Below are 15,277 nucleotides of genomic sequence, written 5' to 3' on the forward strand. Positions count from 1 at the left end.
CCACAGTATCCGGGAGGCGGCCAAAGCGCTGCGGCGTGGGCCACAGCGCTTTAATCGGTAGTGAAAATGTCCTCGATGGCGCAGTCGAACGTCCTGGCTATCAGGAACGCCAAGGGCAGCGAGGGGTCAAACTTTTCCCGCTCGATGGAAATGACCGTCTGCCTGGACACCCCCAGGGCAGCAGCGAGGTCAGCTTGTGTCCATCGTCGCCCGGCCCGGCGCTCCGCGATGTTGTTCTTCACTTCAGCGCACGGTGCCGAACGGCAAGGTAGCGCAGGCCGGCATCCAAGGCGCTCAGCGCCACAAGCCCGAGCAAGACCGGGAGTGCTTCGATCTGAAACCGGCCAACCGCCAGGACCACGGCAGCAACGATGGTGGCAACCAGCACGTCGAGGAACGCTCCGGCACCGGCCTGCCGCATCCACTGGAGCTCCACACTCTGCTCGCCATGCTGATCACGGGTGACGGTGTGGCGTGAAACGAAGACCCTGGTTCCGAGAGACATGGCTGGGTAGGCGGCACACAGGGCGCCGATCCCTGCCGCAGGCCAAAAGTCGCCCGGGTTTGACGCTCCCACCAACAGTGCGACCGCAATGGTCAGGATAGCGCCGAGGATGACAGCAAGGACGTAGTGATGGACCGGCGCCCGCCTTGATGTAAAGGAAGCTTTACTCATGAGGGAAGTAAAGCACCCTTTACTTTTAGAGGCAATACTTCCGTCTGGGGATTAGCGTTGAGGGATGACCACCGAGTACAGGTACGACGTCGAGGTGCTTCACCTTTTAGTGTCGCCGGCGCACGCCTACTTTGGCCGTGCCCGGGAGGGCGCCGCCGATGTCATCACCACTGACGCCGACCAAGCGGAACTGGTGACTGGCAAAGGAATTGTTGGCGACAGGTTCTTTGGCAAGGCAGCGCACATGGACGCTGCTGTGACGGTTTTTGCCGTGGAGGCTCTTGAATCGATCGCCGCAGAACTCGGAGCCGGTCCACTCGATCCCCTGCTGACCCGACGGAACGTGATGGTGCGGGGAGTCGAGCTGGCTCCACTGCTTGGCCATGAGTTCACCCTTGAGTCCGGTGGAGATGTGGTGCGGTTGAAGGCCGGCCGCCCAGCCCACCCGTGTGCTTGGATGGACGAAATGCTCGCTCCAGGGGCCCACAAAGCGATGCGGGGGCGCGGCGGCGTCCGATGCCAGGTGATTGCCGGCGGCTTGCTGCATCGAGGGCCGGCTGTCTTGGTCAGTCCGGTGCTCTTGGACCCCAACAAGGCAGGGGACGCCAACGTGCTGAGGCCCTCCAGATTGCCGTGATGCTCGTAGCTTGCCGTGCCCATTAAAGGCAGGAGCCTGTCATTCGCCGTAGCACCCACATAGGGTGATCATGTGGAGACATTGAGCAGCAAGATCCAAGCCATTGCAGGGTTCGCGTTTGCTGAGGTGTTCCGGGCGATCAAAGCAGCGCGACCGCACCGGCCGATCCATCCACAGGGCATCCGCTTGGTCGGAACCTTGGAAAGGGACACCGGTGCTCGCCTGCCGTCCGGCATCCCATGGTTGGACACCGCCGGCACCAGCGAGGTGGAGGCCCGGCTCTCGCGATCAATCGGGCTCCCGTATGCCCTCCCTGACATCATCGGGCTTGCAGTGCGCTTTACAGAGCAGGACAAACTGGCGGACATGCTCCTCGCCACGACTGGACCGACCGGCGTTGGCCGTTTCATTCTCCGGCTTCGACGGGACGCCGCATTGGCCGTTTTTTCGAGCATGATGCCGTACAAGTCAAAGACAGGCCCTGTTCTGATAGCAGCACGAACCATCGACGGGCCAGCCAAGCTACCTATGGAACCCGGCGCTTTCCGTTCGCTCCTTGGTGATGACTCGTGGACGCTGGAACTTCACCATGCCAGCCCGCTTGGCGTCTGGACCAGGTTTGGAACGTTGACGCTCCGTCTCACTGATAATGCCGAGGATACCACCGAAAGATTTGATCCCGTCTTGAACCCGATTCCTACCGCCGGAACGTACGGCTGGACGCGGCGGCTGCGCGAACCTTCCTATGCTGTGGCCCGTCGACGATATTAAGCCATCCCAGAATGCACCGTCGCAATTCGCGTGAACTGATGAGTAGCTACCGTTTTATAGGAAGGGCCTCTGCTAGAAATCCTGACTAGCACGCATTAGGCCCGCTTTGGGCCGATTGTCAAACCGCGACTCCGAAGCCTTATTGGACTCCTATGCCCGCGTCATCCGTTGCCTAAGACACAAACCCAAACTAGTCGCGGCTGGCTAAGCCTATATGTAAAGTAGGGAGATCTGGCACAATCTGCGCCGGAGCATAGACACACCGGAAATAGGCCATGGACTTGCTAACACCAGTTATCAGCGCAGCACTCGGAACCGTATTCAAAAGGGCTTCTGACTCGTTGCTGGATCCACAACATCGTATGGTCGAGAAGCTGGTTCTCGATGAGTATGTTCAAGTCGGCGACTTGAGTCAAGATGAAGATTCACTGCTCCTGACGAGCGCTCAGGAACAGCTGGTCCTGACGACGCTGCGTTCCACTGAGTTTGGACGCTTGATTCAGTCCTATGTTCTGTCGAAAATGACCCTCGACCCAAAGGATCTATCAGACGCCGGACCGGAATTCGTTGCCGCTTTTCAAAGGCTCCTAGAACTCGAATTCAAGGAACAAGTTATAGTGGCCGAGGAAATAGCTACTTGCGTGTGGCCACATATTGATAAGTTTGTCTCCCACATAGGCTCGGATTCACTCTCATCGAACGTCAAAGGGCTTCTAACCGCGAGACGATCCGCAGATGGTGCAGCTGATATCCTCCAAAATTCGTCGCCCTTACCACTTTATGTTAGACAGCTCATTGAAGCAATCGCGAGCGTTGATCGCATTGCCATAGCCCGTAATGCTGCACACGACATACGCAATGAAATTGTGAGCTCATTCGGCATGTTGAACATGGATCATCTACTCGAAGGTGATTTTCGGGTTGATAAGAAGGACGTCTTCATACATCGTACGCTGACTGAACGAGGGGTTCCTGCCGCCGCCATTGAGACATCAAGCCTACCTATCGGGAAGGACGGCGTTGGACGCGTTGTAGTACTTGGTGATCCTGGAGTTGGAAAGACAACGCTGATTAATCATATTGTGGCTGAGATCGCTGCAGATGGCGAAGCTCAAATGGTACCTATTCTAGTAACATGCCGAAACTTCAACCCCGACTCGGCTTTTGAAATGGATCGCTGGGTTTCACGCGATTTCCGCATTGTTCGCAGCTTGAACATTGAGGGACAAGTTGTCAAAGACCTCTTGGCCACAGGACAAGCCGTTGTTTTATTTGATGGCTTAGACGAAGTAATCGACGCTGGTCGACGCAGCCGACTCGTCTCCGAGATCGAAGGCTTTGTCCGAAGATACCCCTTATGCCCGGTATTAGCCACTGCTCGTAGGGTGGGCTATGAACGCATAGCTCTAAAGGAGAATTTTTCAGTTTTCGGATTGCAGGAGTTTAGCGATGCTCAGGTGGCCGAGTACGCGCGTCTCTGGTTTTCAAAGCGGAACGCATCCGAAGTAACACCACGTTTCCTTATGAACTCAGAATCTATTAGGGATATTCGAGCCAATCCGTTGATGCTGTCGCTATTATGCGATGTTTACCGCGCTCGCGGCTACCTCCCCCGAAACAGGTTTGAGGTTTACGGCAACTGTGCGGAGTTACTGTTTACACGTTGGGATTCCATGCGTGAAATTGAGTCCCCACCTGACCACCTTCGTTATGGTGCGAGGCTCTTTGAAGAACTTGCATGGTTATTCCATTCAAGTCAGAATGCTCGATCAGGTGTGGAAGAACGACAATTAGTGCGACTTCTAGCTGAATTCTTCCGACGGAATGCCAGTGTGGATGTAAGTGACGCCACTCCACGTGCCCGTCGATTTTTAGAGTTCTGCGCAGATCGCGCCTGGCTTCTTTCATCACAATACCGAAATGAGTATGATGAGCGCATCTTCAGCTTCACACATCGAACATTTCTTGAATACTATGCCGCCCAAGCCATTGTGAAGAGGTCTGGCGATCTTGCAACTATAGTTGCCGCCATCCGACGCGCTTTTTCGGAAGATCCCGGGTCCGTACTTTGTGATTTGATAGTTCAATACTATGACAGTTCAAAGTATGACGGTGGTGCAGATATTCTTCTTGAATTACTGAGATATCCTGACAATGAAACCGAGCAAGCCGCAGAATCAAGGCTTTCCTTATGTCTTCGCCTGGCGGATGCCATAGCTTTGCCTAGCCATGTTATGGATGTATTGGTTGATTCAGTGCGGAACACTTGGGCAGCGTTGTCCCCCTTGAGCACACAAGACTCCTCATTTGCCTTGTTCTCACTGAATCGCGACGCTCGCGCGAGAATCGTCTTGCGCGCCAAGGAGTGGTATCAGGCACGCCCAGATAAATCCTCGCCTAGGGGCCTAACGAATCTCACATTCCTAGAAGGCATGGTTGAACGCTGGTCGTGGTTTGACGCGGCGGGAATGACAGCCCTTGCGGATGAAGGATGGCGCGAGTCCATCAACGAGCTCGTTGATCTCGGCCATCAACATGAGCCATGGAGTTCCGGGGAAGTGATGACCTACATCCTGCGCCATAATCTAGATTGCGATATCTCTTCCGAATCCATTCCCTACGAATCACTTGTGGCCCTTCATGCTTTCGGAATCGGGGCGCCAGGGCTATTTACGGATTCAATCTTTTCCCCTGCTATCCACCCACGATCTCCCGTTGCATGGCAGGTCCTGCAGGAGCGCTTCGAGGAAGCTCTTAATCGGTCTCGAAAGGTTTCGGCGCGGCTGGCGCGGCGCATTCACCAAGCACTTGACACAGGTGGCTACACCTTTATGGAAAGACCTTCAAGAACTTTGCTTTATTGGTATGCATTCATTTCGTATGAATATTCAGGCGCAGCAGCGGTTTGTGAAGAGGTTGAAGAGCTTAGCTTTGAGAATGCGCTCCTCCCTCAGATCTTTGATCAAAGAAGTGCGGCTGAAGCTCGGAGCAGGCAGGCACCTGCCGACGATGCAGGGATGAAAGCGGTCCTCGACGCCATCAACGACGTCGTTGAGGACCCTAAGGATCGGCGGTGGATCCGTCAATGGGTTCGGGCTAACTCCAGCATGATCGCTTCGTAAGGTGGTTGCTCTCGAGTAGAGGGCACAGAGCTAAGATTCAGGTTCATCTCGTCTGCCTTTGCACATTCCCACGACCTAGCTAGAACTCAGCAGCCGGAGCCGCGAACTGCGCCTCGTACAGCCGGGAGTAAGCCCCACCCGCAGCCAGCAGCTCCGAGTGGGTCCCCTGCTCCACGATCTGCCCGGCTTCCATCACCAGAATGAGGTCGGCGTCGCGGATGGTGGAGAGCCGATGGGCGATCACAAAGCTGGTCCGGTCCGAGCGCAGGGCGTTCATGGCTTTCTGCACCAATACCTCGGTCCGGGTATCCACGGAGCTGGTGGCCTCGTCCAGAATCAGTACGGACGGATGGGACAGGAACGCCCGGGCGATGGTCAGCAGTTGCTTCTCACCAGCCGAAACGTTGCCGCCTTCGTCGTCCAACAAGGTGTCGTAGCCTTCGGGCAGGGACCGCACGAACCGGTCCACATACGTTGCCTGCGCGGCTTCAATAATCTCGTCCTCGGAAGCAGAAGGCCGTCCATAGGCAATGTTGTCGCGGATGGTCCCACCAAAAAGCCACGTGTCCTGGAGGACCATGCCCATCCGCGAGCGCAACTCGTGCCGCGGGATCGAGGCGACATCCACGCCGTCGAGCGTTATCCGTCCTGAGTCCAACTCGTAGAAGCGCATCATCAAGTTCACCAAGGTGGTTTTGCCCGCGCCCGTAGGCCCTACAATCGCGATGCTCTGCCCCGGCTCAGCCACCAAACTGAGGTCCGTGATCAGGGGCTTGTCGGCCGAGTAGCGGAAGGATACGTTCTCGAACACCAGCCGTCCGCGCGCCGGACCGGACTGTGGAACAGGATCAGGTTCGGCTGACTCTTCCTCCTCATCGAGCAGATCGAAAACGCGCTCCGCGGAGGCAACACCGGATTGCAGCATGTTGGCCATGGATCCGAGCTGCGCCAACGGCATGGTGAACTGCCGCGAGTACTGGATGAAGGCTTGGACGTCGCCCAACTGCATGGAACCGGAGGACACCTGCAGGCCGCCCACCACGGCAATCCCCACGTAGACCAGGTTGCCGATGAACGTCATGGCCGGCATGATCAGCCCGCTCACGAACTGCGCCCCGAAGCTCGCCTGGTACAGCTCGCTGTTCTTCGCGCGGAACTTCTCCTGCACCTCGTTCTGCCGTCCGAACACCTTCACCAGTGCATGCCCTGTGTAGCTTTCCTCGATCTGGCCGTTGAGTTCGCCGGTGTTCTTCCACTGCGCCACGAACAGCTTCTGCGAGCGCTTGGCAATCAGGAGCGTTGTTCCGAGGGTCAGCGGGATGGTCACCAGCGCAATCAAAGCAAGCAGCGGCGAGAGCAGGAACATCATCACTAAAACACCCAGCACCGTCAGGAGGGAGGACACCACCTGGCTGATGGATTGTTGGAGGCTTTGGGAGATATTGTCGACGTCGTTGGTCACCCTGCTCAGCAGCTCACCGCGTTGGATGGAGTCGAAATAGCGCAGGGGCAGCCGGTGGATTTTCGCTTCGATCCGCTCGCGGAGTCGGTAAACGGTCCGCTGCACGACGCCGTTGAGAACGTACGCCTGCATCCACCCGAACGCTGAGGCCAGGACATACAGTGCCAGCGCCCACAGCAGCACCGAGGCCAGCGCGCCAAAGTCGATTCCGACGCCGGGAGTGAGGGTCATGGCGCCCAGCATGTCCGCCTTGCTGTCGTCACCTGAGGCGCGCAGCCCTGCGATGACATCGGCTTTGGAAACACCTGCGGGCAACTGTTGGGAGACGACGCCGGCGAAGATCAGGTTGGTGCCTTCGCCGAGCAGCCTGGGTCCGATCACAGACAGCGCAACGCTGACCACGGCGAACACCAGCACCAGGATCAGCCAGAACCGCTCCGGCCTCAGCGTCCCCAGCAAACGCCGGGCTGAGCCAGAGAAGTTGGACGCCTTCTCAGCAGGGATGTTCATCCCCGCGAACGGCCCACCTCGACCAGGACCCATTGCCGGCCTTTGGGGACCGCGCGGCCCGGCTGATACAGCGCTCATGCCGCCTCCTCCGCCGCGAGCTGGGAGGACACGATTTCCTTGTACGTTTCGGACGTTTCCAATAATTCTTCGTGCGTTCCGCGCCCAACGATCCTGCCGTCGTCGAGGACCAGGATCTGGTCCGCGTCGGCGATGCTGGAGACCCGCTGGGCGACGATCACCAGCGTGGCGCCGTTGGTGTGGCGCTTGAGGGCCTGCCGGAGCCGGGCATCGGTGGCGGTGTCCAGGGAGGAGAAGGAATCGTCAAAGATGTAGAGCTCCGGCCGCTTCACCAGGGCCCGGGCGATCGCGAGCCTCTGCCGCTGCCCGCCGGAGACGTTGGTGCCACCCTGAGAGATGGCAGCATCCAGGCCGCCTTCCATGTCCTCCACAAAGTCCCGGGCCTGGGCAACGGAGAGCGCCTGCCACAGCTCCTCCTCGGTGGCATCGGGCTTGCCGTACTGGAGGTTGCTGCGGACCGTCCCGGAGAACAGGTAAGGCCGCTGCGGTACCAGCCCGATGTGGCCCCACAGCAGGTCAGGATGGAGTTCACGGACGTCCACGCCGTCCATCAGAACGGACCCGCTGGTGGCGTCGAAGAGACGTGGCATCAGGTTCACCAGCGTGGTTTTCCCAGCACCCGTGCTGCCGATGATCGCTGTTGTCTGCCCGGCCAAGGCTGTAAACGTGACCCCGCCCAGCACTGGCTGCTCGGCACCCGGGTAGGCGAATCCGACGTCGCGCATTTCCAACTCGCCGCGGCGGATGCCGCCGGTGACGGGGTTCGACGGCGGCTGGACACTTGAGTCGGTCTCCAGCACCTCGCCGATCCGGTCGGCGGAGACGGACGCACGCGGGATCATCACAGCCATGAACGTGGCCATCATGACCGACATAAGAATCTGCATCAGGTAGCTCAGGAACGCAATCAGCGTGCCCACCTGCATGGAACCGTCCTCGATCCTGAAGGACCCGAACCAGATCACTGCAACGGACGAAACATTCATGACCAACATGACCACCGGGAACATGAGTGCCATCAAACGCCCGGCCCGCAGCGCGACGTCAGTGACGTCGTCGTTCGCTTTACCGAATCTGGCGGTTTCCAAGTCTTCGCGGACGAACGCCCGCACCACACGGATACCGGTGAGCTGCTCGCGGAGGACACGGTTCACGGCGTCGATCCGGACCTGCATCTTGCGGAGCAACGGCACCATCCGGGTCACAATCAACCCAACAGCCAGCAACAGCACCGGCACGCTCACTGCGATCAGCCAGGACAGCTGGGCGTCCTGGCGCACGGCCATGATCACTCCGCCAATGCTCAGCATGGGTGCCGCGACCATCAGCGTGCAGGACATCAAGACCAATTGCTGCACCTGTTGGACGTCGTTGGTGGACCGCGTGATCAGCGACGGCGCCCCGAACCTGGTGACCTCCTGCTCAGAGAACTCCCCCACCCTGCTGAAAACCGCGTCGCGGAGGTCACGGCCCATCCCCATGGCAGCCTTCGCGCCGAAGTAGACCGCAACCACGGCACACGCGATCTGCAGGAGGGTGATCAACAGCATCAGCCCGCCCATGCGCAGGATGTAGTCGGTATCCCCGGTGGCGACCCCGTTGTCGATGATGTCGGCGTTCAGCGTCGGAAGGTACAGGGATGCGATGGACTGGGCCAATTGGAAGACGACGACGGCGATCAGCAACCGCTGATGCGGCCGCAGGAAGCGAACAAGTACCTTCCACAGCATGGGATCTCCGAGCCAGGCGATGTGAACCGAAGGCCAGTTTACGTCTGGTTGCTGCGGGCAACTAGAGAAATAGCGCTAAAGTTACCGCTGGTATTGCACTACGTGGGGTTGGCAAACCATGAGCCGGCCAGCGGACTATTTTGGGGGTATGACATATGAAGAAGACCGCAGCATTGGCGCTGGCATTGGTGATCGGCGCAGCGCTGGCAGGATGCTCCGGCGGTGCGTCGGAAGCCACGCAGGCCAAACCCTCTGAAACCGCGGCCTCCAGCCCTGCAACGAACCTCACCACCGTTCCGGACATCGCAGGGAAGCCATTCGCCGATGCCAAAGCTGCATTGGCATCGGCCGGGCTGACCATCTCGATCGTGGGACCTGATGGAACTCCTTGGACCACGCTCGAGCCGGGTCCGCAAGTAGCAGCCGTATCGACGGACCCTTCAGCAGGCTCCGAGACGGACGCCAAGACGATCAAAATGGTTGTCGATACGACTGAAGTGGATCAGCAGATCATGAACGACGCCATCGCTGCAGCTGAGGGTGCCGTGGACTCCGCCAATACTGCGGCCTCGGAAGCAGCAGCTGCGGCTGAAGCGGCTGCCGCTGCGGCCGCTTCAGCCGCAGCGAACTCCGGGAAGTAACCTGCCTGACGGGGTCGTCGTCGTTTCCTAGTCGTTCGCCAGCTGCAGCTTTGCCGCAGCACCGAGCTTGCCCGCGAACAGGAGCGCGGCGTCGGTGAGTTCATTCTCGGCAACACGGCGGGTTCCCTCTACGTCTGCGTTGAGGACGGTGGGTGCGAAGCGAACGTGCGTGGCATCCGCAATGCCCACAAAGCTCAGCCAATCGGCAAAGTAGGTGCTGCCGAAATCGGAGCCGAAAGCCGGCGAAACCCCGGGAGAATAGACCCCGCTGGTGTGGATGGCCAGCGCATGCTTGCCCTCCATGAGCCCGCTGTAGCCCTTTTCGGCATCGAACCCGAAGCTCCACCCGGGCTGGGTGACGATGTCGATCCATTGCTTTAAGGCGTAGGGCACACCGGAGTTCCACAACGGAATGTTGAAGACGTACGCATCGGCCGAGGCGAACTGCTCAAATACGGCGCGGGCGGACTCCCAGGCTGCAACCTGATCCGGAGTCTGGTCCTGGCCGGTGAAGACAGCCATCTTTGCGGCCGCTGCTGTCCGTCCGAAAGCCGGCAACGCGCCGTCGTCGAACAGGTTCAGGGTTTCCAGCTCGAACGTCTCCGAAGCCGCAGCCTGAACCGAGTCAATGAAATGGCGGGCCAACCGCAGCGAGTCGCTGGTGGCGTAACGGGGTGAGGCGTTGATGTGGAGGATGGAGGGCATGCTTTTCCTTTCAGGCAGGGGACCCTTTGGCCCCTCATCGATCCTCACCCGGGGGTGTCACGCAGCGTAAGAACGCACTCTATTGTGCCCAGGGCACCTCCACGTTCCTGCAATGATGAGGTCATGACACTCACGGCTGAACAGAACCGTCGGAAAGCGCAACACCACTACAACGCTTCCTTGGAACTCTGCCCGGCACGCCAATTGCTGGAGGCGATCAGCAGCAAATGGGTGACACTTGTCCTGCTCGCCTTGGAAGAAGGGCCGCAACGCCACAGTGAGCTGCGCCGACTGATCCCGGGGGCGAGCCAGAAAATGCTGACCTCCACACTCCGCTCCCTGGAGCGTGACGGCCTGATTGACCGGGAGGTCACCGCGTCGGTTCCGGTCCGAACCGATTATGAGCTCACTGCACGCGGCCGTTCCCTCCTCCCGATCATCTTCGACATGAAGGAGTGGGCGGAGGACAACATGGACGCCGTGGCGGCGGCGCGTCAACGCCACGACAGGGCCCGTGCCGGCGCACCAACTGAACAGTAGGCTGGAAACGTTCGTGTTGAACCGCATCGAAGGGACTTGAGTTTTGGCTTACATCACCGTCGGAAACGAAAACAGCACTGAGATTGAGCTTTACTACGAGGACCATGGGACCGGCCAGGCTGTGGTTTTGATCCACGGCTACCCGTTGGATGGTTCGTCCTGGGAGAAGCAGACCGCTGCCTTGCTCGAGGCCGGTTATCGCGTCATTACGTACGATCGCCGGGGTTTCGGAAAATCCAGCCAGCCCACTGAAGGCTATGACTACGACACCTTTGCCGCAGACCTCAAGACCGTCCTGGACACCTTGGACCTGAACGACGCCGTCCTGGTGGGCTTCTCCATGGGCACCGGCGAGGTGGCGCGCTACATCAGCACGTATGGCTCGGCCCGTGTTGCCAAGGCAGTCTTCCTCGGTTCGCTGGAACCCTTCCTCTTGAAGACCGATGACAACCCCGACGGCGTGCCGCAGGACGTGTTCGACGGCCTTGCCGCCGCCGTCACCGCAGACCGCTACGCGTTCTTCACCGACTTCTTCAAGAACTTTTACAACACCGATACGTTCCTGGGCACGGACCGGCTCAGCCAGGAAGCCGTGGACGCCAGCTGGAATCTGGCCAGCAAGTCCGGGGCCTTTGCCTCGGTGGCCGCGCAGCCCACATGGCTCACGGATTTCCGGGCCGACATCCCCAAAATCGACGTCCCGGCCCTAATCGTCCACGGCACGGCTGACAACATCTTGCCCATCGACGTCACCGGACGGCGTTTCAAGGACGCACTGTCCAGCGCTGACTACCTGGAAATCGAGGGGGCACCGCACGGCCTGCTCTGGACGCATGGCACCGAAATCAACGACGCGTTGCTGACGTTCCTCAAGAAGTAGGTTCCTATTTCTGGAGCCTGAGCTTCAGCGCCTTCTTGCTGTGACGAAGATATTGCTCTTCCGTTGCGTCGGCGGCACTGCGTTCCATGGCGTGCAGGAGGCCATAAGTAAACGCAGCGCTGCTGATGCCGGGCGCAGAACCCAGCTTCAGCAGCTCCGCGCGGGCCACCACGCTGTCCTGGTGGTCACCGAGGATGGTTTGGATTTTGTGGGCTGCATCCCCCAGCTTCACGGCCCGCTTGCCGTGGACACCTTCAACGGCCGCGGCGGCAAACCGCAGCTTCTTGGCGGCCTTCCGGACTTCGTGAAACGCTGTGTCACGCCGGGGCCCGACGGCGGCAGCCACCGCGGCGTCATGGCGTTTGCCGAGGTGCTTGGCGGCTTTGTTGACGAGCTTCGCCGTGGTTTTCCGGGCCTTCGCCTCCCCTTGCGGCGTTACCGGTGGGGCTTCGATGAACGCCTCGAGTGCGTCCAACAACTTAAAATACCGGGGGCTGTTCAGGCGGTTCTTGACAGCTCCCATTGCGGTGTCCGCCCTGACAGCCATGCGCTGGTCCAGTTCGTCGTGCAGCGGGCCCAGTACGAGGTTCGACGGCAGCTCGTCAAGGTGCGTCCTCAAGCGTGCGTGCAGGACCTCCGTGTCACGGTACCGGCCCAAAGTCTTGGCCAACGACTTCAGCTCGCGCTCAAGTTCCTTCACCGGGGCAGGCTCAAAGAGCTGGCGGTATGAGTGCAAAACCGATCGGACACGGCGGATCACTGACCGCATTTGATGGACTGAGTCATCCCGTCCCAACCGCACGTGGGCATCCTGAAGCAGGAGGTCGGCCTCTTGGTCCTGGAGATAGGTGAGTACCGGGGCCATTGCCGAGCCCTTGTCATAGGCCTGGTTGCGGCCGTTTCCTTTGAGATCCGGCCATGAATCACCCACGGCAGTAGCCAGCTTGGAGGTTCGGTTGCTGGGCTTCGCTCCTGCGTCTGAGAGCTGTCCCACGAGGCTTTCCAGGAGCGCATCGTCGGCGCCGTCCTGCGCGGTCAGCTCGACTTCCCACTCCCGCCACTCCGACCCGCGGGGCTCACCAAGGGAAACCTGGGCCCGTACATAGTCGTCAACGAAGTCGGCCAAACGTTCGCCGCCGTGTCCGTACAGCGCGTAGCTGGTGCGTTCTGTGGTGAGTGTGGCCACTGCGGCCACTGCATGGCCCCGCGTGTAAGCGAGCACGCGATCCATGAGTTCCACCGGGACCGTGTCAGCGGTGCCCAGCGGTGCGTGAATCTCCGTCCGCTTCCCGGGACTAAGGGGCAGTTTGAGGTGCCAGCCGGCGTCGGGTCCACCGGTGCGGCGCCGCAACGTTATTCCGCGGGCAGCCAGGGCGAGGTGGCGGGTATCGAAGTAGATGGCCTCCAGGCTGTAACTTGCCGGTTTACCCACTGCCCCCACCCCGTCGATAGTGTGCAGTTCGGGCAGCGGAGTCGATGCGTCGGCATCGAACTTCCGCTCGGACTCCACGGTGCTGGACACTGCCATGGCTGTCAGGACTCCCTCTGCCGTTGATCTTGCGTACGCCGGAGGGCCGGCCCGTAACGGTGGCCGGCCCTCGTTGGAGCTATCTATTGGTGCTGTATCCAGTGTGAGCCAGTCCCGGGCTTCGCGCTAGGGACGGACTCCGGGCGTCTGCCCCGTATCATCCACATCGCCGCCGGATACCGTGCCGCGCCAGGCCCCGGTTTCATGCCCCTGCGCCTCAATGAACTTCTTGAACTTGTCCAAGTCGGCACCCACGCGCAGTTCATCGACGTGCAGCGCCGATCCCGCCTTTTCCGCGAGGCTTTCGGGCTCCCAATCGATCGCCACGGTCACTCGGGTGCGGGCCTCTGCGAGCGGTTCGAAGCTGACCGTGCCTGCATTGCGGGGTCCATCGACGCTTGCCCAGCTGACAAGCGCGTCCGGGACCTGCTCAATGATTTGGGCGTTGTACTCGCGCTTCACGCCGCCCACGTTCGTCGCGAAATGGAGTGCTGTGTCATCGATCTGTTGCACCGACTCCACACCGTTCATGAACTCCGGGAAGGTCTCGAACTGCGTCCACTGGTTGTAGGCGACAGATACGGGGACATCTACATCGATTGACTTGTTGACCGTAGCCATAAGGTTGCTCCTTCGATCGCGTCTCGGGTGCTCGTGCTGTACTGCTGGTGGCGCGCCAGCCAGCTGGCTGCTTAACCAGTGGCGCGCCTGTCTAAAGCGCGCCAGCCAAAGCTCTTAGCCGGCGTCGAAACTTTCTTCGTCATCGTCGTTGGGCGACTCTTCCTCGGGAAGGTCGTTGCCACTGCCATCCGGCAGGCTGTCATCGTTGCCGTCGGGCACGGTGGACTGCTCGGCGTGGGCCTGCTCTTCGGTTCCTCCGAAGCGGCCGGCTCCGGGCTCGCCTGCACTGTCTGAATCCTCCGGATCCAGGTGGCTGAGGTTCGGCGCGCCGGTACCTTCTCCGAGGCCGGCCTCTTCGATGTCCTCTTCCACGCGGGGCTGTGCCTGGCCTCCGCCGGCTTCCTGCTCTGCCGTAGGAGTGCCGTAGCCTCCCACTTCCTCTTCCGGTGTGGCATTCTGCTTGTCCATATGACCTGTCCTTTCCCTGAGCGGTGGAACGTGTTGATGGAACACTTCGAACCTATAAGGGTACTTAGTGCCATGTCCATGTCGAGACCAAAATAGTCAGTAATCTTAGCAATTTGTTGACAAACGTTGTATGGTGCGGCCTCGCGTCACGTCAGGACGGCTGCGGCACCTCACACCCGCCCTGAGGGTCCAGGCCCGTGTAATTCAGGGGGCCGGCGACGATATTCAGAGCTATGGTTGCAAACTGCGAGCACTGCGCAGGCGGGGCGCTGAAATAACCCCGTTGGCCGGCCGCAATTGCGCCGATGACGAGCCAAACTACAACGATCAGCCCGATGATTGAACCGATGCGCATTTTCTTCCGCCAATCGCTAAACTGACGACTTTTCAGGAATTAGTGGCAACACCCGCAAGGGGTCACCAAGAACGCGGCCGCGGACAGGAAACCTCCCCGCCCGCGGCCGCGCTGCTCCGATCAATCCGTAGGATTGGTTTCGGTGGTCAGACCACGGTTGTCCGTGGTTCCTTCGTCCTTCTCTTCTGCCGGCCCTGGTGGGTTGGCTGACTCGCTGGGGCCAGCATCGACGGCGTCGTCCGGACTTTCCGACGAGGCGTCACCTACAGGTACCTGCCCGCTGGATTCAGGCATCCCCGGATCCCTGGGAATGGGATGGCCGGGGGTGGTGGTTCCATCGCGGACCTGGGCAAAACCGGCAACTTCGCTTGGATCAGTTGTCATACGCGCGACCGGCCACGGCCAAGAACCCAGCCCAGAAGGGCCAGCACCAAGAGGATGATTCCAACCCACAGCAGGAAGCTGAGGGCTTGGTTGAATCCGCCCACGAGGAGCAGGATGATCGCGATTACGCCGGCGATTATTAAAAGTGTGTTCATTGAGCTACGCATCC

The 15,277-nt window shown here is 59.9% G+C and carries 16 protein-coding genes; 6 read left to right on the top strand and 10 right to left on the bottom strand.

Annotated elements, in window-relative coordinates; translation table 11 throughout:
* Positions 1-50: 50 nt before the first annotated feature.
* On the bottom strand, positions 51-242 hold the full coding sequence (locus tag ABQM86_RS17710; RefSeq protein WP_207594822.1) for a helix-turn-helix transcriptional regulator: 192 nt from the start codon (positions 240-242) through the stop codon (positions 51-53).
* Positions 239-676, bottom strand: a complete 438-nt coding sequence (locus ABQM86_RS17715) for a hypothetical protein (protein ID WP_369745131.1) — start codon at positions 674-676, stop codon at positions 239-241. Before ABQM86_RS17715 ends, ABQM86_RS17710 begins: the two co-directional genes overlap by 4 nt.
* Positions 677-740: 64 nt before the next feature.
* On the opposite strand from ABQM86_RS17715, the gene ABQM86_RS17720 reads away from it, so the two are divergent.
* The 3 genes from ABQM86_RS17720 to ABQM86_RS17730 all read left to right on the top strand — a co-directional run bounded on the left by ABQM86_RS17720 (position 741) and on the right by ABQM86_RS17730 (position 5,206).
* Entirely contained in the window at positions 741-1,313 is a 573-nt protein-coding gene (locus tag ABQM86_RS17720; RefSeq protein ID WP_369745132.1) for an MOSC domain-containing protein, read from the top strand.
* Between the two features lie 72 nt (positions 1,314-1,385).
* Positions 1,386-2,084 carry a hypothetical protein gene (locus ABQM86_RS17725; RefSeq protein WP_369745133.1) on the top strand — a complete coding sequence of 233 codons (699 nt, stop codon included), beginning with the start codon at positions 1,386-1,388 and terminating at the stop codon, positions 2,082-2,084.
* A 275-nt stretch (positions 2,085-2,359) separates the two neighbouring features.
* Entirely contained in the window at positions 2,360-5,206 is a 2,847-nt protein-coding gene (locus tag ABQM86_RS17730) for an NACHT domain-containing NTPase (RefSeq protein WP_369745134.1), read from the top strand.
* Between the two features lie 79 nt (positions 5,207-5,285).
* Here the strand turns inward: ABQM86_RS17730 and ABQM86_RS17735 are convergent, their stop codons facing one another.
* Both ABQM86_RS17735 and ABQM86_RS17740 read right to left on the bottom strand, forming a co-directional pair.
* Positions 5,286-7,256 (bottom strand): ABC transporter ATP-binding protein, encoded by a 1,971-nt coding sequence (locus ABQM86_RS17735; RefSeq protein ID WP_369745135.1) that lies wholly within the window; start codon positions 7,254-7,256, stop codon positions 5,286-5,288.
* Positions 7,253-8,986 carry an ABC transporter ATP-binding protein gene (locus ABQM86_RS17740; protein ID WP_369745136.1) on the bottom strand — a complete coding sequence of 578 codons (1,734 nt, stop codon included), beginning with the start codon at positions 8,984-8,986 and terminating at the stop codon, positions 7,253-7,255. Before ABQM86_RS17740 ends, ABQM86_RS17735 begins: the two co-directional genes overlap by 4 nt.
* A 155-nt stretch (positions 8,987-9,141) precedes the next feature.
* Here ABQM86_RS17740 and ABQM86_RS17745 point away from each other — a divergent pair, with 155 nt between their 5' ends.
* A complete protein-coding gene (locus ABQM86_RS17745; protein ID WP_369745137.1) occupies positions 9,142-9,627 on the top strand; it encodes a PASTA domain-containing protein in 486 nt (161 codons plus the stop codon).
* 27 nt (positions 9,628-9,654) lie between these two features.
* On the opposite strand, the gene ABQM86_RS17750 is transcribed toward ABQM86_RS17745, so the two are convergent.
* Positions 9,655-10,332 (bottom strand): FMN-dependent NADH-azoreductase, encoded by a 678-nt coding sequence (locus ABQM86_RS17750; protein ID WP_369745138.1) that lies wholly within the window; start codon positions 10,330-10,332, stop codon positions 9,655-9,657.
* A 123-nt stretch (positions 10,333-10,455) separates the two neighbouring features.
* Between ABQM86_RS17750 and ABQM86_RS17755 the strand changes: the two genes are divergently transcribed.
* Together ABQM86_RS17755 and ABQM86_RS17760 are read left to right on the top strand one after the other, a co-directional pair.
* Positions 10,456-10,872 carry a winged helix-turn-helix transcriptional regulator gene (locus ABQM86_RS17755; protein ID WP_369745139.1) on the top strand — a complete coding sequence of 139 codons (417 nt, stop codon included), beginning with the start codon at positions 10,456-10,458 and terminating at the stop codon, positions 10,870-10,872.
* Positions 10,873-10,915: 43 nt separating this feature from the next.
* Entirely contained in the window at positions 10,916-11,752 is an 837-nt protein-coding gene (locus ABQM86_RS17760) for an alpha/beta fold hydrolase (protein WP_369745140.1), read from the top strand.
* Positions 11,753-11,756: 4 nt separating this feature from the next.
* Here the strand turns inward: ABQM86_RS17760 and ABQM86_RS17765 are convergent, their stop codons facing one another.
* The 5 genes from ABQM86_RS17765 to ABQM86_RS17785 form a co-directional block, all read right to left on the bottom strand.
* Positions 11,757-13,280 carry a CHAD domain-containing protein gene (locus ABQM86_RS17765; RefSeq protein WP_369745141.1) on the bottom strand — a complete coding sequence of 508 codons (1,524 nt, stop codon included), beginning with the start codon at positions 13,278-13,280 and terminating at the stop codon, positions 11,757-11,759.
* A 126-nt stretch (positions 13,281-13,406) separates the two neighbouring features.
* Positions 13,407-13,901 carry an SRPBCC family protein gene (locus ABQM86_RS17770; protein ID WP_207594842.1) on the bottom strand — a complete coding sequence of 165 codons (495 nt, stop codon included), beginning with the start codon at positions 13,899-13,901 and terminating at the stop codon, positions 13,407-13,409.
* A gap of 114 nt (positions 13,902-14,015) precedes the next feature.
* Complete coding sequence (locus ABQM86_RS17775) at positions 14,016-14,369, bottom strand: hypothetical protein (RefSeq protein ID WP_198318271.1); 354 nt, start codon at positions 14,367-14,369, stop codon at positions 14,016-14,018.
* Between the two features lie 475 nt (positions 14,370-14,844).
* Positions 14,845-15,108, bottom strand: coding sequence for a hypothetical protein (locus tag ABQM86_RS17780; RefSeq protein ID WP_207594844.1), 264 nt, complete (start codon positions 15,106-15,108; stop codon positions 14,845-14,847).
* Complete coding sequence (locus ABQM86_RS17785; RefSeq protein ID WP_198318272.1) at positions 15,105-15,263, bottom strand: hypothetical protein; 159 nt, start codon at positions 15,261-15,263, stop codon at positions 15,105-15,107. The genes ABQM86_RS17780 and ABQM86_RS17785 overlap by 4 nt, the downstream gene beginning before the upstream one ends.
* Positions 15,264-15,277: the final 14 nt, after the last annotated feature.

It is taken from the genome of Paenarthrobacter sp. AMU7 (genome assembly GCF_041200195.1).
GTDB lineage: Bacteria > Actinomycetota > Actinomycetes > Actinomycetales > Micrococcaceae > Arthrobacter.